The organism is Orenia metallireducens, from assembly GCF_001693735.1.
Lineage (GTDB): Bacteria > Bacillota > Halanaerobiia > Halobacteroidales > Halobacteroidaceae > Orenia > Orenia metallireducens.
On sequence record NZ_LWDV01000008.1, the window covers coordinates 328,929 to 349,359 of the forward strand.

The following is a 20,431-nucleotide window of genomic DNA, read 5'->3' on the forward strand; positions in this document are numbered from 1 at the left end:
GTTGTTAAATTAGCTACAGTAAAATTTTAAATCATAAAAAGGGATTTGGGGTATATTATAGAAATATAAAAGGGAACTGGGGGTTGGATTGATGTCAAGAGCAAAGTTTTCTAGAGTAATTATAAAGTTAAGTGGGGCTGCTTTAGCTGGTGAGCAGGATTATGGGATTGATCCTCAATTTATTAATTCAATAGCTAAAGAGATTAAAAATGTACTAACCACTGGTGTAGAAATAGCAATAGTGGTAGGTGGAGGTAATATATTTAGGGGGATTGCAGGAAGTGCTAAAGGAATGGATAGAGGAACTGCAGATTATATGGGAATGTTGGCTACAGTAATCAACTCTCTAGCCCTACAAGATGCTCTAGAGAAGTTGGGTGTTGATACTAGAGTACAGACTGCTATAGAGATGAGACAAGTTGCAGAGCCTTATATTAGACGTAGGGCAATGAGGCATTTAGAAAAAGGAAGAATTGTTATCTTTGCTGCAGGAACTGGTAACCCATTCTTCTCTACTGATACAACAGCTGCTTTAAGAGCAGCAGAAATCAATGCTGATGCTATCTTAATGGCTAAAAATGTAGATGGAGTATATGATTCAGACCCAGTTAAGAATCCAAATGCTATCAAATATAAAGAATTAGAATATATTGATGTATTAAATAAAGGGTTAGGCGTCATGGACTCTACTGCTGTATCTTTATGTATGGACAATAATATTCCTTTAATAGTATTTGGGGTAAAAGAGATGAATAATATTAAAAGAGCTATATTAGGTGAAGAAGTAGGTACTTTTGTAAGATAATATGAATATTATTTAGATAAAGGGAGGTTATACATATGATTAAAGAGGTTGCGAATCAGACTAAAAAAGATATGGATAAGGTGATTGAGAATACTAAGCAGGAGTTTTCAAAAATCCAAACAGGAAGAGCTAAACCATCCTTATTAGATGGTGTTAAAGCTGAATATTATGGTGTGCCTACACCAATTAATCAAATGGCGAAAATTTCTGCACCAGAGCCAAGACAATTATTAGTAGCTCCTTTTGATAAAACTGTAATAGGTGATATTGAGAAAGCTATTTTAAAATCTGATTTAGGATTAAACCCTAATAATGATGGTGATTTAATTAGAATTAATATCCCTCAATTAACTGAAGAGAGAAGAAAACAATTAGTTAAGGTTGTTAAACAGAAAGCAGAAGAAGGTAAAATTTCTATTAGAAATGTTCGCCGACAAGCAAATAGTGATTTAGAAGAGTTAGAGAAAGAGGGAGAGATTTCTGAGGATAATTATCGCCGTGGTTTAGATAATATTCAAGAGATTACTGATGAGTATATTGCTAAAATAGATTCCTTGCTAGAGAATAAAACTGCAGATATAATGGAAGTATAACTATGAAAAATGTTATTGCCTTAGATTATAATTCTGCTAAGGATTTATTAACAAGGGATAACTATAAAATTCAAATTCGTCATACTAGACCTCCAAGAAAATTAGTTGGTCTAGGTGAATTAAGGGTTATTGGACAGAGATTAATTGATGAAGAAGTTGTAGAGTTAATAATCAGTAATGAAGATTATTACTTTGGGGTAGATGACAGATAATAACCCCAATTAATAAACCCCCTCTATATGGTTGAGAGGGGGTTATTTCATAAATATAGGAGGACTATTTGATGTGGGGTATTATTGATAAGGCATTGGATAAATTCAAAGATAACAGTACTTTTGAAGATTTGATATTAGAGGTAAAGAAGAAAGAGATACCTACACATGTAGCGTTTATAATGGATGGAAATGGTCGCTGGGCAAAGAGAAGGGGTTTGCCTAGAAGTGCTGGACACCAAGCAGGAGTGAAGATCTTAAAGGAGATTGTGAAGATCTCTAAAGAATTGGGGATTAAGTATATTACTACCTATGCTTTTTCTACAGAAAATTGGAAGCGACCTGAAAAAGAGGTTAATTTTCTAATGAAGTTATTTGAAAAGGTCTTTTTAGAAGAATTGGAGAAATTAAATCAAGAGGGTGTCAAAGTTAATATCATTGGATATAAGGAGAGGCTGCCTCAAGGGGTTAAAGATAAAGTAGAGCAAGCTATGGAGAGAACAAAGAATAATGATACTTTAGTTCTTAATATTGCTTTGGATTATGGCGGTAGAAGTGAGATTATTGAATCAGTTAGGAATATTGGTAAAAGTCTTATTGATAGTGAGATAAGCCTTGAAGATATTGATGAAAAGTTGATATCTCAGGGACTATATACCAATCAACAGCCTGATCCTGACTTATTAATTAGACCTGGAGGAGAGAAGAGAATTAGTAATTTCTTGTTATGGCAACTTGCCTATACAGAGTTATACTTTACTGATGTATATTGGCCTGATTTTAATAAAGTAGCTTTTTTAGAAGTGATAAAGGATTATCAGCAAAGGGAAAGAAGATTTGGCGGACTTAAGAAAAAGTAGGTGATATTAATGTTGAAAACAAGGGTTTTAAGTGCAGTAGTGGCTATTCCTATATTGATTATTATCTTAAAAGTAGGCGGCATTCCCTTTTTATTATTAAATCTGTTGGTTGTTGGATTAGGAATGGATGAATATTTCAAACTAGTAAAAGGTAAGGGGATAAAAGCAAATAGATTTTTAGGAACCTTTATTGGTCTAATTTTGATTCTCCTTACATATCTAAATAGTAACAACTTATCAGTTGTATATGGATTCTTAATCTTATCTTTTTTAGTAATTCTATTAAAGCAAGTTATTATTGGGGTAGATGATTCCCCTATTCTTACAACAACTATTACTTTTTTTGGAGTCTTTTATATTGCGGGCTTATTTAGTCATTTGATACTCTTATATAACTTAGAGGGCAACAATGGCAAGGGGATTGGACCTTTATTTATTTGGCTACCAATTTTGGCAACTTGGATAACCGATACGGGGGCATACTTTACAGGAATGAATTTTGGTAGAAACCCTTTAGCTCCTAAAATTAGCCCTAAAAAGACTGTAGAAGGAGCAGTTGGTGGGTTGGTCTTTAGTATAGTACTTACTTTAATTATTAGTATATATCTAGGTTTTGGATATCTTCATGGGATAGTATTAGGGATTCTAATTGCTCTCTTTGCTCAATTAGGGGATTTATGTGAATCTGTCTTCAAGCGTGATGCTAATATTAAAGATTCTGGAGATATTATACCAGGACATGGAGGAATATTAGATAGAATTGATAGTTTGCTATTTACTTTACCTGTTGTTTATTATTATCTGCAGTGGGTTGTGTTGAAGTAAGGGAGGGAAGATATGAAAAAAATATATAAAGTATCCTTGGGATTAATTTTATTATTGGTTATTAGCATCTTCTTCTTAAAGTATCTATTAAGCTATTTCCTTCCTTTTGTTATAGCAGTTATCTTAGCTAGTTTAATTGATCCTGCTGTAGAATTACTTGAAGAGCGAGCTAATCTCCCTCGGGGTCTTTCAATAATCATTATTTTATCTATAATAATAATTTTTATAAGTTTAATATTAACGATTAGTTTCTCTAGATTATTTATTGAATTGAATAATTTACTTAATAACCTACCAGACTACCAAAATTTTGGAAAACAACTGGATTGGATATCAAAACGGAATGAACAGTTGAGTAGGGTTATAGAAGAGCTGAAAATTCCAGAGTCTTTTAAAGAGAGTATAAATAGTAATTTTCAATATTTCTATGATAAAGCAAAAGAGATTATTCAATTGGCTAGCTCTACATTATTAGGGGTAGTTAAAAAACTGCCTAATTTTGCAACTATTTTATTAATCAGTTTAATAGCTACTTTCTTTATTAGTAGAGACAAGGAACTTATTTTAGAAGCTATTTTAAAACCTTTTCCCAGTAAATGGCGTCATAAGATAGAGCAGGTTCAAGGAGATATAATGAAAGCTGGTATTGGATTTATTAGAGCACAAATCCTTCTAATTACTATTACAACTTTAATCTCAATTATAGGTCTAAGTATTTTAGGTAGTAGTTATTCTATTGTGATAGGATTAACTGGTGGTCTTTTAGATTTGATTCCTGTTATTGGTCCTAGTTTAATCTTTGTTCCTTGGGCAATTTATAATTTGATAGTAGGAAATATAAGTTTTGCTATTGGACTATTTATATTATATGGTGTAATGGGAGCTACTCGTCAAATATTAGAGGCGAAGATAGTTGGTCAGAGCATTGGTATCCATCCTTTAGCTATCTTAGTTGCGATGTATTTAGGAGTTCAATTATTTGGGATTGCTGGGTTTTTTATCGGTCCAGCTTCATTAGTGGTTTTAAAAGCGATATTCCAAGCAGGATTTATTTCAATTATTATTGATGAGTAGGGGGATGTTCTATGAAGAAGATAACGATTTTGGGTTCAACAGGCTCTATTGGGCAACAAACGTTAGAAGTAGTTGAAGAATTACATGGTCAATTTGAGGTGTTGGCTCTTACAGCTAATAGTAGTATAGAATTATTGGCTGAGCAAATTAATAAATTTAAACCTAAATATGCAGTTTTAATGAATGACTCTTTAGTGAATGAGTTAAAATATAAGCTAAGTTATAATGAAACTCAAATATTAACGGGATTAGAGGGATTGATTAAAGTTGCTACATTAAATGAAATTGATCTGCTTGTTAATGCTGTAGTGGGTGCTATTGGAGTAAAGCCTACTTTAGCAGCGATTAGAGCAGGTAAGGATATCGCTTTGGCCAATAAAGAGACCTTGGTTACAGCAGGAGCTATTGTAATGAGAGAGGCTAAAGATAATGATGTTAAAATATTACCTATAGATAGTGAACATAATGCTATTTTTCAGGCTTTGCAAGGAGAAGATAGAAAAGCTGTTAAGAAGATTATCTTAACAGCTTCTGGAGGTCCCTTTAGGACTATAGCGGCTGATAAGTTGGCAGAGGTTACAGTGGCAGAGGCTCTTAATCATCCTAATTGGAATATGGGTGGGAAGATTACTATTGATTCAGCTACTTTAATGAATAAGGGCTTAGAGGTTATTGAAGCTAAGTGGTTATTTGATTTAGATTATGAACAGATAGATGTTGTAGTTCATCCACAGAGTATAATCCATTCTTTAGTAGAGTATAAAGACCATTCAATACTTGCTGAACTAGGTCTTCCAGATATGAAAGTTCCAATTCAATATGCATTGACCTATCCAAGCAGAAATACTAATAATTTAGAGAGCCTTAATTTGGCTAAGGTTGGGGCGTTGACCTTTGAAGAACCTAGAAAAGATCTTTTTCCGTGCTTAGAGTATGCCTATGAGGCTGGAAGAAGGGGTGGGACAATGCCAGCAGTCTTAAATGCAGCTAATGAAATTGCTGTTAGTAAATTTTTAGAAGGAAAGATTAAATTTATAGATATTCCTAAGTTGATTAAGAAGGTGATGTCTGCTCATACGGTTGTAGATAATCCAACTTTAGATCAGATTATAGAAGCAGACACTTGGGCTAGATTAGAAGCTCAGAAAGAAGGTGAGAAAGTTTGTTAACAACTCTTGTTTCATTTATAATTGTTTTAGGAATTTTGGTCTTTTTTCATGAATTAGGACATTTTATGGTGGCTAAATATGTAGGTGTTCAGGTAGAGGAATTTGCTATTGGAATGGGACCAAAACTTCTTGGAAAACAATATGGAGAAACGCTATACTCTATTAGATTATTACCTTTAGGTGGGTACTGTAAAATGACAGGGGAGATGCCTGTTGATGATAATGGTGATGATATTAAGCAAGAAGAGGTAGAACTTTATCAGAAAGCTTTTAGAGAAGAGAAGTGTTTGTTCCAGAAAAGTGTTTGGCAGAGATTTTGGGTTATCTTTATGGGACCAGTTATGAACTTCTTATTAGCAGCACTCTTTTTTACTCTAATCTTCAGTATTTATGGTGTTGAAGTAAATACTTCTGAGAGTACGGTAATAGGTCAAGTATTTCCTGAACAACCTGCTTATGAGGCTGGTTTAAGGGATGGAGACAAGATATTAGCTGTTAATAATCAAAAAGTAGGCAACTGGGAAGAGTTAGCTGGAATAATAAATAAAAATCCTAATCAAGAGATTGCTCTACAGGTAGAGAGAGACAATCAAATCCTTGAGTTAAATGTTGTCCCTAGACTAGATGAGGATAGAGAAGTTGGTGTTATTGGAATTATTCCGGTCTATAATAGAAAGTCTGTCAATATTTTTGAAGCTATTTGGCTTGGTATTCAAAGAACTGGTATATATATATATGGTCTAATCTTAGGATTATGGAAGATGGTAACTGGTCAGATGGCTAGTGATGTTAGTGGACCAGTCAAAATAGCACAATTTGTTGGAGATGCAGCTCGTTCAGGTATGTTAAGATTGATGGAATTTTCTGCGTTAATTAGTATAAATTTAGGTATAATGAACCTACTACCTATACCTGCTTTAGATGGAGGAAGACTGGTCTTTTTAGGTTGGGAATTAATCACAGGGAAGCCAGTTGATCCCGAGAAAGAAGGGATGGTCCATTTAGTAGGTTTTGTATTACTAATGGTATTGTTTGTTGTAATTATGATTAAAGATATACGATCAATAATTTAAATTTGAACTTTAAGTAATATTTCTACTTAAATCTAGTTGAGGTGATAGATATGGCTAAACAGAAGAATAGACGTGGTAGTAAATGGTTAGATCCTAATAGGGTTACAGGGCGTAGAGCAAAAAGGTATTGTAAATTATGCGGAACAGAGGCTACACAAGTTAGAATTTTAAAGAATGAGAATATCTGTGAGAATTGTGTAAAAGAATTGGAGAGAAAGAAGGGTGGATACTATGCTTGTAAAGCGTGTGGAAAGGTAGCGCCTAAGCAGGTACAAGAGAATAAAGGGTATTGTAAAGATTGTGTTTGTCGTGCTTGCGGTAAAGCAGACCCTAAATTTGTACACAAGCATGGATTTTGTGAAAATTGTTTTGAAATTATGGGAACAAATTGCCGTAAATGCGGTAAAGAGGCTTATGCTCAAGTCCAAAGAAATGAAGGGCTTTGTGATAAGTGTGCAGGGAAATAATGAAAGGTGTGATAATGGTTATCGTTTTTCGCTAGTTGGCAGTTACTAGTAACTCGTTACCTGTCACTCATTACTACTTACTGTTTGTCAAAGGAGGAATAGTATGTTTGATAGGCATGTAACTTTAGAATCTTTAATTACTGATAGTGTTGCTAAAAAACACTTACCAAAAGCTGGTTATGCACATATAGTAGTAACTACCGAATATGCTTTTGAGTTAGCAGTTGAGAGAAATGTCTGTGTTGACTTGGCTACTAAAGCTACTTTATTACATGATATAGGGCATACTAATTGGGAAAGGCATGGTGAATGGGATTTTGAATCTTATAATGAATTTGATATTCATACCATTAAAGGTGCTGAACGGGCCCATGAGTTGTTAATCTTAAAAGGAGAAGACCTTGGTAAAGCTAGGGAGATTGCTCTAGCTATATTATTTCACAGTGGTTCCAGTCCTGTTAGTAAGAATGTAAAGTTAACTCCTTTACAGAAGTTGGTTTCAGATGCTGATGATATGGATGAGCAAGAGGATGGAGCTCACCATAGGGTTAAGATTGATTTTGGAGAGGCTTTACAGCGAATTAGAAGATTAGATATGTTGGTACATCCTTATAGAAAAGAATGTAATGAGAATTGTGAAAATTGTGATAGGTTAAAGTAGGTGAAATTAATGGTAAGAAGAGAATCAAAAGCAGTAAAGATAGGAAATGTACAGATTGGCGGAGATGCAGCTATCTCCGTCCAATCTATGACAAATACAGATACAAGAGATGTAAAAGCAACTGTTGCTCAAATTAAGAGATTGGAAGAAGCAGGTTGTGAACTGGTTAGAGTAGCTATTCCTGATAAAGAGGCTGCATCTAAAGTAAGTGAAATTCAAAGTCAGATTAAGATACCTTTAATTGCTGATATACACTTTGATTATAGATTGGCTTTAGAGGTGTTGGAACAGGGAATTGATGGCTTGAGAATCAATCCTGGAAATATAGGTAATGAAGAGAAGGTTAAGTTAGTAGCTAAAAGTGCTTTAGAGAAGAAGGTACCAATTCGGGTAGGTGTAAATGCAGGTTCATTAGAAAGAGAATTACTTAAAAAATATGGACATCCAACGGCAGAAGCAATGGTAGAGAGTGCCTTAAAGCATATAAGGCTATTAGAGAAATTTGGATTTTATGATATTATAATTTCTCTTAAAGCTTCCAATGTTATGAAGACTTTAGAGGCTTATCAATTAATAGCTAAAGAGGTTGATTATCCTTTACATATTGGAATTACTGAGGCTGGAACCATTAAATCAGGGACTATCAAGTCTGCTGTGGGAATAGGTGCAATCCTTGCACAAGGCTTAGGAGATACCATTAGAGTATCTTTAACTGGAGACCCAGTCGAAGAGATAGAGGTTGCTTATAGTATTCTTAAGTCTTTAAATTTAAGAAAAGGTGGGGTAAATATCATATCTTGCCCAACTTGTGGAAGAACTGAGATTAACTTGGTTGAAATTGCAAATCAAGTAGAAGAGAAGATTAAAACCTTAGATAAAGATATTGAAGTTGCTATTATGGGGTGTGTAGTAAATGGTCCTGGAGAGGCTCGTGAAGCAGATTTAGGAATTGCTGGTGGTAAAGATGTAGGGCTTATTTTTAAAAAGGGAGAGGTTATTAAAAAAGTTCCAGCAGAAGATTTAGTAGATGAATTGATGAAAGAGATAGATAATCTTGATTAGAGATTATTTTCATAAATATCGTTTACAATTGATATTTAGCATCTAATTGTCAATAGATTGACAATAAAATATATACTTGATAGAATTTAAGTTAGTCTTATAGAATTTTAAGATGTAATTAGGATAATAGAGGAGGATTTTGGTTATGAAGATGTCACAGATGTATATACCAACTTTAAAAGAGACACCAGCTGATGCAGAGGTTATTAGCCATCAATTGATGTTAAGAGCTGGTTTAATGAGAAAATTAAGCTCAGGAATTTATACATATTTACCTTTAGGATATCGTGTTATTCGAAAGTTTGAGGATATCGTTCGAGAAGAGTTGAATAAAGCTGGAGCTCAGGAGTTGTTATTACCAGCTCTACAACCAGCAGAACTATGGGAAGAGTCTGGTAGATTTCAAAATTATGGTCCAGAATTAATGAGATTAAAGGATAGACATGGAAGAGATTTCTGTTTAGGACCAACTCATGAAGAGGTAATTACTGATTTAGTACGTGATGAGGTTAGGTCTTATAAGGAATTACCTTTAAATCTTTATCAAATTCAAAGTAAGTATCGAGATGAGATTAGACCTCGTTTTGGAGTTTTACGTGGTCGAGAATTTATTATGAAGGATGCATATAGTTTTGACATTGATGAAGATGGTTTACAAGAGAGTTATCAGAAGATGTATGATGCTTATTGTAATATTTATAGTAGATGTGGCCTAGAATATAGGCCTGTAGAAGCAGATACTGGAGCAATTGGTGGGAGTGATTCCCATGAATTTATGGTATTAGCTGATGCTGGAGAGGATATTGTAGTTTATTGTGAAGAATGTAATTATGCGGCTAATTTAGAGTTGGCTAAATCTAAAAGTGAGACTGTTAAAAATAATGAAGAGGCTAAAGCGTTAGAAATTATTGATACTCCAGATATAACTACAATTGAAGAATTGGTAGCAGAGTTAGATTTACCAGCAGAAAAAATGATTAAAGCCGTATTATATCAAGGAAAAGATGAAATAATATTAGCATTAGTAAGGGGAGATTATCAGGTTAATGACATTAAATTGGGTAATCTATTGGATATAGTTAATCTGGAACTTATAAGCGATGAGGATTATGAGAGTTTAAATACAGTTAAAGGTTTTACTGGTCCAGTTAACCTTGATAATGTCAGAATTATTGCCGATGAATTGGTAATGGAAGTAGTTAATGGGGTGGCTGGAGCAAATCAAGTTGATAAACACTATGTTAATGTTAATCCTCAGCGAGATTTTGAAATAGAAGAGGTTGCTGATATTCGAGAGGTAAAAGAGGGAGAGAAGTGTATCCATTGCGGTGGGCACTTAAGTTTGACTCCAGGTATTGAGGTAGGCCAAGTATTTAAACTAGGCACTAAGTATAGTGAGCCTTTAGGTGCAACTTTTCTAGATGAGAATGGAAAGAGTAAGCCTATGGTAATGGGATGCTATGGAATCGGAATTACTCGAACTGTAGCAGCTGCAATTGAGCAAAATCATGATGAATATGGAATTGTTTGGCCTAAAGCTTTAGCTCCTTTTCTAGTAGAAATCTTAGTTTTGGGTAAGAATAATGAAGTAAGTGAAAGAGCTGAACAAATTTATCACGAATTGACTTCAGAGGGAATAGATGTGTTATTAGATGATAGAAAAGAGAGAGCTGGTGTCAAATTTAATGATGCTGATTTAATTGGATGCCCAATTAGAATTACTATCGGAGGGCGTTCATTAAAAGAGGGGACACTAGAGGTTAAGCTTAGAAAGACTGGCGAAGAATCAAAGATTGAAATTGACCAATATTTATCTCAAATTAAAGAATTGATTGCTAAGTTGGATTAATCTTTTAGGGGGAAATATTTGATGAAAATTACTGCTGTTATCCCAGCTTATAATGAAGAAAAGACAATTAAAGAGGTAGCTAGTATAGTTAATGAGCATAGGTTAGTAGATGAGGTGATTGTTGTTAGTGATGGTTCAACAGATAATACTGCTAAAGTAGCTACTAAAGTAGGGGTTAAGGTGATTGATTTGCCTACTAACAAAGGTAAGGGAGCTGCCATGAAAGCAGGAGTTGAAGAGAGTCAAGCTGATATAGTACTCTTCTTAGATGCCGATTTATTAGGGTTAAAGAAAGAACATATTGATAGATTGTTAATACCTGTAATTAATGGAGATGTTGAGACGACTATAGGTATCTTTGCAGAAGGTAGAATGTTTACTGATTTAGCTCAAAAGATAGCACCTTTTTTATCGGGACAAAGAGCAGTAAGAAGGAGAATATTAGATAATATACCTGACTTGGATGTGACCCGTTTTGGTGTAGAGATGGCATTAACTCAATATATTAAAGTCAACAATATTAGCTTAAAAGAGGTTGTTTTAGAGGATTTATCCCACGTGATGAAAGAGGAAAAAAGGGGATTTGTAAAAGGATTTATGTCAAGACTAAAGATGTATTGGGAGGTATTAAAGAACTTCTCTAGTACTAGAAAAGTTAGGTAATATTTCTTTTGACAATTTATTATAATGATTAATTTATAATGTTGGTTATTAATAACCAACATTATAAATTTTTAGGGATGTGGTAAGTCTGTGTCAGAAAGGGAGATTATATTAAGATTAGTTTTATCATGTATTTTAGGTGGAGCAATTGGTTTTGAGCGAGAAAGAAATGCTCGACCTGCTGGTTTTAGAACTAATATTTTAGTCTCAATAGGTTCAACGTTGATGATGATTGTTTCTCTTAAAGTACCAATGTTATATGAAGCTACTAGATCAGATCCTGGAGATCCAGGTCGAATTGCTGCTCAAGTTATTAGTGGAATTGGTTTTTTAGGAGCTGGAACAATTATTAGAGAGGGCTTTTCTGTAAAAGGGCTAACAACATCAGCAGGACTATGGGCTGTAGCTGGTATTGGACTGGCATTAGGAGCGGGATTTTATTTGAGTGCTTTTACAGCAACTTTTTTAGCTATCTTAACTTTAACTCTATTAAGTAAAGTAGAGAAGAATATATCAAATGTCCATAGAAAATATTTAATTAGGGTCAAAGCCTTTGACCAGCCAGGTCCTTTAGGCAAGATTGGTTCCGTCTTAGGAGAGAATAATATTATTATTAGGGATATAAGTATAGAGCATTGCTATAATGAACCAAATCTATATATAAATTTTAGGGTTAAGAAACCAAAACAGATAGAGGTCAATTATTTATTTGTTTTATTAACAGAGATAGTAGGTATAATTGAGGTGCAGATTAAAGAGCTAGATTGAAGGAGAGATAAGGATGCCGAAAGTGTTAATTAAGGCTGAAGACACTAACGTTTTTAAAGAGAAATTAAAAGAAAAGTTGAGTGTTTCTAAAGGGTTATTGGATACAATTAGGATTAAAAGAGTAGAAGTTAACCTAACAGCTAATCATTGTAAAGTTGACTTGAAAGTTCCTAAAAGTATCGATTTAGACCCTATTGTTAAGAATATAGGCAATGAGCTATTTGCTGAGGGTGAATTCCAATACACCCTCAATTATTATGACCCTGACTTACCTCTGGAATTAATTTTAAAAAATTATTGGGAAGAAATAATTCAAAAGGTAAGAGAAGAAGTCCCACAGACCAATGGTTGGTTATCTTTATCCCGCTGGAATTTGAACAATGATATTTTAATTGTTGAAGTTAAGAACAAAGTAGCTATTGAGGTTTTAAATAATAAAAAATGTGATAATATCCTACAGGAAATTATTGAAGAAGAGTATGGGAAGAGGGTTAAGGTTAACTTTGTATTAGGAGATTTTGAGGAAGAATTATCAGAGATGGAAGATCAGATGGCTAAAGAGAAGGATGAATATATGAATAGCTTAGTTCAAAGTATTAGTCAGATTGAAAAGGGCAATGGTTCAACTACTAATAACTCTAATAATTTCAATAACTATAATAATTCATCCTATAACTATAAAGCTAAGTCTAAGAATAGCAATGATCCTAATGTATGGCTAGGTAGAAAGTTTGATGGTGATCCTATTGCTATCTCTGAGATTGTTGGAGAGGATAATAATGTTATCTTACAAGGTAAGATATTTGAAATAGATATTAGAGAGTTAAAGAGTGGTAGAAATCTTGTAATCTTCTCAATCAGTGATCAAAGTGATTCTATTACTATTAAGGTCTTTGAAAATAAAGGTGATAATTTATCACAGAAGATAAGTAAAGGGAAATGGGTCAAGGTTAGAGGGAGAGTGCAGCACGATAAGTATGATCAAGAGTTATCGATGATGGCTAATGATGTTATCCCAATTACCGTTGAGGGCAAAAAAGATGAAGCTAAAGAGAAGCGTATTGAGCTTCATCTCCATACTAAGATGAGTGCTATGGATGCTATAGTTGATGTTAAAACTGTTATTAAGCGGGCTATTGAATGGGGGCATCCTGCTATAGCTATTACTGATCATGGAGTTGTACAGAGTTTTCCTGATGCTTATAATGCTTCTAGAGGTGAAGATATTAAAGTTATTTATGGATTAGAGGCTTATCTAGTTGATGATGGTGAACCAATTATCATTAATCCAGCCGATAAAGGCTTAGATGAAGAGACTTATGTAGTTTTTGATTTAGAGACTACTGGTTTTAATCCTCACAATAATGAAATTATAGAGATTGGTGCAGCTAAAGTTAAAAATGGAGAGATTGTAGATATATATCAAAGTTTTGTCAAACCAGAGAGGGGTATTCCAACTAAAATCACGGAGTTAACAGGGATTGATAATCAAATGGTAGCCGATGCTCCTAAACTGGCGGAGGTAATAGATCAATTTTTAGAGTTTATTGAAGGTGCTACAATAGTTGCTCATAACCTCTCTTTTGATTTGAGTTTTATTGAGGACAAGTTAAGAAGATTAGATAAAGGAAATTTAAGCAACCCTGCAATGGATACGTTAAATTTGGCTAGAGCACTTGTGCCTGATTTAAAGAGTTATAAATTGAATAAATTGGCTGATTACTTTAATAAGGATTTAGAAAATCACCATAGGGCTAGTGATGATGCTAAAGTTACTGCTGAGATATTATTAGAATTAATTGAGTTGATAAAAGAAGAGGATATATCTAAGTTAACAGAAATAAATCAATTGACCAGTGAAATTGATTATAAGCGGATTTATCCACACCATACTACTATTTTGGTTAAGAATCAAAAAGGTCTTAAGAATCTTTATAAACTTGTCTCTAAATCCCATATTGAGAACTTCTATAAGAAGCCACGTATCTTAAAAAGCGACTTATTGGAGAAGAGAGAGGGGTTAATTGTTGGTTCAGCTTGTGAAGCTGGGTTGTTGTATAAGGAGATTTTACGAGGAAAGCCTGACAACGAATTGGAGAAGTTGGCTAAGTTCTATGATTATTTAGAGATTCAACCAATAGGTAACAATAAGTTCTTATTGGAAAAAGGAGAGGTTAACTCCCTAGAAGAGTTACAAGATATTAACCGTAAGATCTATGAATTAGGAAAGAGGCTAGGAAAACCAGTAATTGCTGCTGGTGATGTTCATTTCTTAGATCCAGAAGATAGTATTTATCGTCAAATTTTAATGGAGGGTCAAGGCTTTAGTGATGCAGCAGACCAAGCACCTTTATATTTTAGAACTACCAGTGAGATGTTAGCAGAGTTTGATTATTTTGGAGAAGAGATCGCTAAAGAGCTGGTTATCTATAATCCTCAAAAGATAGCAGATATGGTTGAAGAAGTTGAAATCATTCCTGATAAACTATTCACACCTACTATTGAAGGTGCCGATGAGGAGATTAGGAGTATGGCTTATAATAAGGCTAAAGAATGGTATGGAGAGCAATTACCTGAATTGGTAGAGAAGAGATTAGAGAGGGAATTAAACTCTATTATTGGGAATGGATATGCAGTTATCTATTTGACGTCTCAGAAGCTTGTAAAAAAATCCTTAGATGATGGTTATTTGGTAGGTTCTCGTGGTTCTGTAGGTTCTTCTTTTGCAGCTACGATGACAGGGATTACTGAGGTTAATCCATTACCACCCCATTATAGATGTTCAGAATGTAAATATTCAGAGTTTATCACAGATGGTTCAGTGGGTGTGGGAGCTGACTTAGATGATAAAGATTGTCCTGAGTGTGGAGTACCATTGATTAAGGATGGTTTTGATATTCCTTTTGAAGTATTCTTAGGATTTAAAGGTGATAAGGTACCAGATATTGACCTTAACTTCTCTGGGGAGTATCAGCCAGAAGTTCATAAGTATACAGAGACACTTTTTGGGAAAGACTATGTATATAGAGCAGGTACTATTTCAACCATTGCTGAGCGAACAGCTTATGGTTTTGTTAAGGGTCATGCAGAGGATAATGCTCTAATATTAAGAAAGGCTGAAATTACTCGTTTGGCTTCTGGATGTACTGGAGTCAAAAGGACAACAGGACAGCATCCAGGTGGTCAGATTGTAGTGCCTAGTGATATGGAAATTTATGATTTTACTCCAATACAAAAGCCAGCTAATGACATGGATACCGATACTTTGACTACTCACTTTGACTTCCACTCTATTCATGATAATCTGTTGAAGTTGGATATACTTGGTCACGATGATCCGACCAGTATTAGGATGCTACAAGATATTACAGGAATTGATCCTAAGGAGATTCCTTTAGATGATCCCCAAACTATGGGTATCTTCTCTAGTGTTGAGCCCTTAGGTGTAACAGAAGAGGAAATTGGAGTTAAGATAGGAACTTTAGGTATTCCAGAGTTCGGTACTAGCTTTGTACGGGGGATGCTTCGTGAGACCCTGCCAACAACCTTTGCTGAATTAGTTCGGATTAGTGGTTTATCTCATGGTACTGATGTATGGTTGAATAATGCTCAGGACTTTATTAAAGCTGGGGTTGCAGAATTATCAGAAGTAATTTCGGTACGTGATGATATTATGAATTATTTAATTCATAAAGGGATAGAGCCTTCAGAGGCCTTTTGGATGATGGAGCATGTCCGTAAAGGTAAAGGATTGACTGAGGAAGAGGAGAAGGTAATGAAAGAACATAATGTTCCTGATTGGTATATTGAATCCTGTAAACGGATTAAATATATGTTCCCAAAAGCCCATGCAGCTGCTTATGTAATGATGGCTTTTAGAATTGCTTATTTCAAAGTCCATTATCCAGAGGCTTTTTATAATACTTACTTTACAATCAAAGCTGATGATTTTGATGCTCAAATTGTATTACAGGGTAGGGAGTTTGTGGAGAAGAAGATTCAAGAGATTAAAATGAAAGGCAATGATGCAACAGCCAAAGATAAGAATACACTTACTGTACTTGAAATTGTTGTTGAAGCGATGGCTAGAGGGATTAAGTTTACACAAGTAGATGTCTATAAATCTAAGGCTAAAGAGTTTCAAATTACTAAAGAGGGACTATTACCACCATTTATCAGTTTACAGGGATTGGGACAGAGTGCAGCTGAAAATCTTGTTAAATCTAGAGAAGAAGGAGAATTTACTTCTATCGAAGATTTAAGTAATAGAGCTGGTTTGAGTAAGACTGTAATTGAAGTTATGAAAGAACATGGTTCCCTAGATGGATGGCCTGAAACCAATCAATTATCCCTCTTTGGGTAAAGTGGTTGCAAATTCATTGATAATATGCTAAAATGTAGTATGCATATTAATTGATAGTTAGTAAGCAAAAGAGTGGGTTTTGGCCCACTCTTTAGTTATGTAATAGTCTTGAATGTAATAAAATAAAATTATAATAAGAATAATTTCTTAGAAATCTTGGTAAGATAAAGTGAAGCTTATAATATTTTAAATTTATAATTTTTGCTAAATTTATTATTCACTAATTACTATCATCTAATTCAACTGTGATATAGATTATAAATCTAATCTTATAGTTGGATGATTTAAAAAATAGTCTATTTATAATAATTATTTTTGATTTAAATATATCATAATCACTAACTGCTAATTACTATTAATAAGCGCCTGCAAATTATAAGAGAGAGGGGATTTTTATGGGGAAAAAGACAGAAGAATTGATAGCAGAAGTTGCTGAACCTATTGTAGAAGCAAGAGAATTGGAATTAGTAGATGTAGAATATAAGAAAGAAGGAGAGAATTGGATTTTAAGAGTCTTTATAGACAAAGAAGGTGGAGTCTCCTTAGATGATTGCCAAGAAATAAGCAGAAGTTTAAGTGATACATTAGATGCTAATGATCCAATTGAAAACTCTTATCTATTAGAAGTTTCATCCCCAGGGATTGACCGACCTTTAAAGACTGAAAAAGATTTTAAGAGATTTACAGGTAAGTTAATAGATGTATCTACATATGCTCCAATTAATGGTGAAAAGAAGTTTATAGGAGAGTTATTAGGTTTAGAAGATGGTGAAGTTAAGATAAAGATAGGTGATGAAGAAGTTATAATCCCAAGAGATAAGATTGCTCAGACTAGATTAGCGATTGAGTTTTAGGTATTATTAAGGAGGAATTTTAAAATGAATATTGAGTTAATTCAGGCATTAGAAGATATTGAAAAGGATAAAGGTATTCCCAAACTTACTTTATTAGATGCAATTGAAGCGGCTTTAAAATCAGCTTATAAACGCGATTTTGGTGCCGCTGGTAATGTTGATGTTGAGATTGATCAAAGTACTGGAGAAGTGAATGTTTATTCTAAAAAGACTGTTGTAGAGGATGTGTTAAATCCAGAACAAGAAATCTTGTTAGAAGATGCAATCAAAAAGAATCCAAATTACTCTATAGGAGATCAAATTGAGATTGAGGTTACCCCAGGTAACTTTGGTAGAATAGCTGCTCAAACGGCTAAACAAGTAGTTATTCAAAGAATTCGAGAAGCTGAACGTGATATAATCTTTGAAGAGTTTGTAAATCGAGAAGGGGATATCTTAACTGGACTAGTTCAACGCCAGCATAAGAATAATGTCATTATCGATTTAGGCAAGACTGAAGCAGTTTTGATTCCAACTGAACAGATTCAAAATGAAAGATATCAGCAAGGTGATAGAATTAAAGTTTATATCGTTGAAGTAAACCAGACTTCTAAAGGACCTAATATTTTAGTTTCTAGAACACATCCTGGTTTATTAAAGAGATTGTTTGAGTTAGAAGTTCCTGAAATACATGATGGTGTTGTTGAGATTAAGTCAGTAGCTAGAGAAGCTGGACATCGTTCTAAGATAGCTGTACATTCTACACAAGAGGATGTAGATCCAGTTGGAGCTTGTGTAGGTCCTAATGGAGCAAGAGTTAGAGCTATTGTAGATGAGCTAAGTGGAGAGAAGGTAGATATTGTACAATGGAATGAAGAGCCTAAGAAATTTATAGCTAATGCATTAAGTCCAGCAGAAGTTTTAAATGTAGAAGTAAATGAAGAAGCAAATGTGGCTAAGGTTGTTGTACCAGATTATCAGTTGTCATTAGCAATTGGAAAAGAGGGGCAGAATGCTAGGTTAGCTGCTAAGTTAACTGGTTGGAAGATAGATATTAAAAGTGAATCACAACTTTCATAATAGATAGTGTGTCTAAAGAAAATTAAGATAAGAAAACAGAAAATTTCATAGCTGCTACTTAGTTATTAGTTGGTAGTTATATGGATTTTACTGTCCTAAGAATTTAATAGTGGAGGTGTCCGGATAATGGGTATTAGAATTTATAAGTTAGCTGAGCAATTGGAATTATCAAATAAGGAATTAATTAAGATGTTACAGGATTTAGGCGTTGATGTGACAAGTCATATGAGTACGATAAATGAAGAGACTGCAGAATTAATAATGGATATGGTTTTAGGTGAAGGTGAAGGGGCAGAAGAGGTTGATGATAGTAAGGTAATTAAAGTAGAAGGGGCTATGACTGTAAAAGAGTTATCAGAAGAGATAGATGTTGATCCAAGTACTTTAATGGCTAAATTAATCGGTTTAGGAATTATGGCTACTATTAATCAAGAATTGACTTCAGATCAACTTGAAGTAGTAGCAGCAGAATATGGCTATGCCATTGAAGAGGAAGAAGAGGAAGAAGAGGAAGATATTTTTGGATTAGTAAATGATATAGAAGATAAGAAAGAGGATTTAAAGTTAAGACCTCCTGTTATAACTGTAATGGGGCATGTTGACCATGGTAAGACAACTTTATTAGATGCTATTCGAGAAACTGAGGTAACTGCAAGTGAAGCTGGTGGGATTACTCAGCATATTGGTGCTTATCAGGTAAAAGTAAATGGACAGAAAATTACATTTTTGGATACACCAGGTCATGAGGCCTTTACTTCTATGAGAGCTCGTGGAGCACAAGCAACGGATATAGCTATTTTAGTAGTTGCTGCAGATGATGGTATTATGCCACAAACTATTGAAGCTATTAACCATGCTAAGTCAGCTGGAGTTCCAATTATAGTAGCTATTAATAAGATGGATCGCCCAAATGCACAACCAGATAGAGTTAAGCAAGAGTTAATGAATCATGGATTGATTCCTGAGGATTGGGGTGGAGATACAGTCTGTGTTCCGATCTCTGCACTTAAAAAGGAAAATCTAGATGAGTTATTAGAGATGATTTTATTAACAGCGGAAATGGAAGAATTAAAGGCTAATCCAAATAGACCAGCTAATGGTATTATTGTTGAAGCAGAGTTAGATAGAGGTCGTGGACCAGTAGCCACTATTTTAGTTAGGAATGGTACTTTAAAAGTTGGAGATGCTATTGTAGCAGGGCTAGCGTCAGGTAGAGTTAGAGCAATGATTAATGACCAAGGTGAGAGAGTTGAAGAAGCAGGACCTGCTACACCAGTAGAGGTATTAGGATTATCTGATGTCCCTAATGCGGGGGACTTACTAGAAGTAGTAGAAGATGATCAAAGTGCAAGAGATATTGCTCAAAAGAGACAAAATAAGAGAAGAGAAGATGAATTAAGTAGAAATACAACTGTTAATTTAGAGGACCTATTTAGCCAAATCCAACAAGGTGAAGTTAAAGAGTTAAATATTGTTGTTAAGGCTGATGTACAGGGTTCTGTAGAGGCAGTTAAACAATCATTACAGAAACTAAGTACCGATGAAGTTGAAGTGAAGATGCTTCATGGTGGTGTTGGGGGTATTACAGAAACTGACGTTATGTTGGCTGCTGCTTCTAATGCTATTATTATCGGATTTAATGTTCGTCCTGGTGCAAATGCACGTAAAGTTGCTGAGAAAGAAAAGGTAGATATTAGAACTTATAGGGTCATCTATAAAGCAATTGATGATGTTAAGAGTGCGATGGAAGGATTATTAGATCCAGATTATAAAGAGGTAGTACTAGGTCAAGTAGAGGTAAGACAGACCTTTAAAGTACCTAAAATCGGAACCATTGCTGGTGCTTATGTAACTAATGGCACTGTTAATAGAAATGCAAAAGTAAGGTTACTTAGGGATGGAACTATTATCCATGAAGGTGAGATTGGTTCATTAAAGAGATTCCAAGATGATGTTAAGGAAGTAGCAGAAGGATATGAATGTGGAATTGGTATTGAAGGTTATAATGATCTTAAAGAAGGAGATATCATGGAGATTTATGACTTTGAGGAAGTAAAGAGAACATTATAAGTTA

The 20,431-nt window shown here is 34.2% G+C and carries 18 protein-coding genes; all 18 read left to right on the top strand.

Features of this window, described 5'->3' with window-relative positions; translation table 11 throughout:
* The first annotated feature begins 91 nt into the window (after positions 1–91).
* Positions 92–805 (top strand): UMP kinase, encoded by a 714-nt coding sequence (gene pyrH / locus U472_RS06450; protein ID WP_068716681.1) that lies wholly within the window; start codon positions 92–94, stop codon positions 803–805.
* A 35-nt stretch (positions 806–840) separates the two neighbouring features.
* The gene (gene frr, locus U472_RS06455) at positions 841–1,398 is read left to right on the top strand and encodes a ribosome recycling factor (protein WP_068716684.1); all 558 of its coding nucleotides are present in this window, start codon (positions 841–843) and stop codon (positions 1,396–1,398) included.
* Between the two features lie 2 nt (positions 1,399–1,400).
* Positions 1,401–1,610 (top strand): hypothetical protein, encoded by a 210-nt coding sequence (locus tag U472_RS06460; RefSeq protein ID WP_068716685.1) that lies wholly within the window; start codon positions 1,401–1,403, stop codon positions 1,608–1,610.
* A gap of 71 nt (positions 1,611–1,681) precedes the next feature.
* Positions 1,682–2,470, top strand: a complete 789-nt coding sequence (locus tag U472_RS06465; protein ID WP_068716687.1) for an undecaprenyl pyrophosphate synthase — start codon at positions 1,682–1,684, stop codon at positions 2,468–2,470.
* Between the two features lie 9 nt (positions 2,471–2,479).
* On the top strand, positions 2,480–3,295 hold the full coding sequence (locus U472_RS06470; RefSeq protein ID WP_068716689.1) for a phosphatidate cytidylyltransferase: 816 nt from the start codon (positions 2,480–2,482) through the stop codon (positions 3,293–3,295).
* A gap of 12 nt (positions 3,296–3,307) precedes the next feature.
* Positions 3,308–4,369 (top strand): sporulation integral membrane protein YtvI, encoded by a 1,062-nt coding sequence (gene ytvI / locus U472_RS06475; protein ID WP_068716691.1) that lies wholly within the window; start codon positions 3,308–3,310, stop codon positions 4,367–4,369.
* A gap of 11 nt (positions 4,370–4,380) precedes the next feature.
* Positions 4,381–5,538, top strand: coding sequence for a 1-deoxy-D-xylulose-5-phosphate reductoisomerase (locus U472_RS06480; protein WP_068716693.1), 1,158 nt, complete (start codon positions 4,381–4,383; stop codon positions 5,536–5,538).
* Positions 5,532–6,611: an RIP metalloprotease RseP gene (gene rseP / locus U472_RS06485; protein ID WP_068716695.1), complete on the top strand. Its 1,080-nt coding sequence runs from the start codon at positions 5,532–5,534 to the stop codon at positions 6,609–6,611. The genes U472_RS06480 and rseP overlap by 7 nt, the downstream gene beginning before the upstream one ends.
* A 50-nt stretch (positions 6,612–6,661) precedes the next feature.
* The gene (locus U472_RS06490) at positions 6,662–7,078 is read left to right on the top strand and encodes a hypothetical protein (protein ID WP_068716697.1); all 417 of its coding nucleotides are present in this window, start codon (positions 6,662–6,664) and stop codon (positions 7,076–7,078) included.
* A gap of 103 nt (positions 7,079–7,181) precedes the next feature.
* On the top strand, positions 7,182–7,739 hold the full coding sequence (locus U472_RS06495; RefSeq protein WP_068716699.1) for an HD domain-containing protein: 558 nt from the start codon (positions 7,182–7,184) through the stop codon (positions 7,737–7,739).
* A gap of 9 nt (positions 7,740–7,748) precedes the next feature.
* Entirely contained in the window at positions 7,749–8,801 is a 1,053-nt protein-coding gene (ispG, locus tag U472_RS06500; RefSeq protein ID WP_068716701.1) for a flavodoxin-dependent (E)-4-hydroxy-3-methylbut-2-enyl-diphosphate synthase, read from the top strand.
* Between the two features lie 145 nt (positions 8,802–8,946).
* Positions 8,947–10,650 (top strand): proline--tRNA ligase, encoded by a 1,704-nt coding sequence (locus U472_RS06505; protein ID WP_068716703.1) that lies wholly within the window; start codon positions 8,947–8,949, stop codon positions 10,648–10,650.
* 21 nt (positions 10,651–10,671) lie between these two features.
* A complete protein-coding gene (locus U472_RS06510; RefSeq protein WP_068716704.1) occupies positions 10,672–11,313 on the top strand; it encodes a glycosyltransferase family 2 protein in 642 nt (213 codons plus the stop codon).
* A gap of 90 nt (positions 11,314–11,403) precedes the next feature.
* Positions 11,404–12,081, top strand: coding sequence for an MgtC/SapB family protein (locus tag U472_RS06515; RefSeq protein ID WP_068716706.1), 678 nt, complete (start codon positions 11,404–11,406; stop codon positions 12,079–12,081).
* A gap of 13 nt (positions 12,082–12,094) precedes the next feature.
* Positions 12,095–16,444, top strand: coding sequence for a PolC-type DNA polymerase III (locus tag U472_RS06520; protein ID WP_068716708.1), 4,350 nt, complete (start codon positions 12,095–12,097; stop codon positions 16,442–16,444).
* Positions 16,445–16,839: 395 nt separating this feature from the next.
* Entirely contained in the window at positions 16,840–17,298 is a 459-nt protein-coding gene (gene rimP / locus U472_RS06525) for a ribosome maturation factor RimP (RefSeq protein ID WP_068716710.1), read from the top strand.
* Between the two features lie 24 nt (positions 17,299–17,322).
* Complete coding sequence (gene nusA, locus U472_RS06530; RefSeq protein ID WP_068716712.1) at positions 17,323–18,357, top strand: transcription termination factor NusA; 1,035 nt, start codon at positions 17,323–17,325, stop codon at positions 18,355–18,357.
* 126 nt (positions 18,358–18,483) lie between these two features.
* Complete coding sequence (gene infB / locus U472_RS06535) at positions 18,484–20,427, top strand: translation initiation factor IF-2 (RefSeq protein WP_068716714.1); 1,944 nt, start codon at positions 18,484–18,486, stop codon at positions 20,425–20,427.
* Positions 20,428–20,431: the final 4 nt, after the last annotated feature.

Bases quoted from the DNA above. Each gene is read 5' to 3' on its own strand.
- pyrH (WP_068716681.1), top strand. From the start codon at position 92: ATGTCAAGAGCAAAGTTTTCTAGAGTAATTATAAAGTTAAGTGGGGCT.
- U472_RS06470 (WP_068716689.1), top strand. From the start codon at position 2,480: ATGTTGAAAACAAGGGTTTTAAGTGCAGTAGTGGCTATTCCTATATTG.
- ytvI (WP_068716691.1), top strand. From the start codon at position 3,308: ATGAAAAAAATATATAAAGTATCCTTGGGATTAATTTTATTATTGGTT.
- U472_RS06480 (WP_068716693.1), top strand. From the start codon at position 4,381: ATGAAGAAGATAACGATTTTGGGTTCAACAGGCTCTATTGGGCAACAA.
- nusA (WP_068716712.1), top strand. From the start codon at position 17,323: ATGAATATTGAGTTAATTCAGGCATTAGAAGATATTGAAAAGGATAAA.
- ispG (WP_068716701.1), top strand. From the start codon at position 7,749: ATGGTAAGAAGAGAATCAAAAGCAGTAAAGATAGGAAATGTACAGATT.
- U472_RS06460 (WP_068716685.1), top strand. From the start codon at position 1,401: ATGAAAAATGTTATTGCCTTAGATTATAATTCTGCTAAGGATTTATTA.
- rimP (WP_068716710.1), top strand. From the start codon at position 16,840: ATGGGGAAAAAGACAGAAGAATTGATAGCAGAAGTTGCTGAACCTATT.
- infB (WP_068716714.1), top strand. From the start codon at position 18,484: ATGGGTATTAGAATTTATAAGTTAGCTGAGCAATTGGAATTATCAAAT.
- U472_RS06505 (WP_068716703.1), top strand. From the start codon at position 8,947: ATGAAGATGTCACAGATGTATATACCAACTTTAAAAGAGACACCAGCT.
- frr (WP_068716684.1), top strand. From the start codon at position 841: ATGATTAAAGAGGTTGCGAATCAGACTAAAAAAGATATGGATAAGGTG.
- U472_RS06520 (WP_068716708.1), top strand. From the start codon at position 12,095: ATGCCGAAAGTGTTAATTAAGGCTGAAGACACTAACGTTTTTAAAGAG.
- U472_RS06495 (WP_068716699.1), top strand. From the start codon at position 7,182: ATGTTTGATAGGCATGTAACTTTAGAATCTTTAATTACTGATAGTGTT.
- U472_RS06465 (WP_068716687.1), top strand. From the start codon at position 1,682: ATGTGGGGTATTATTGATAAGGCATTGGATAAATTCAAAGATAACAGT.
- U472_RS06510 (WP_068716704.1), top strand. From the start codon at position 10,672: ATGAAAATTACTGCTGTTATCCCAGCTTATAATGAAGAAAAGACAATT.
- U472_RS06490 (WP_068716697.1), top strand. From the start codon at position 6,662: ATGGCTAAACAGAAGAATAGACGTGGTAGTAAATGGTTAGATCCTAAT.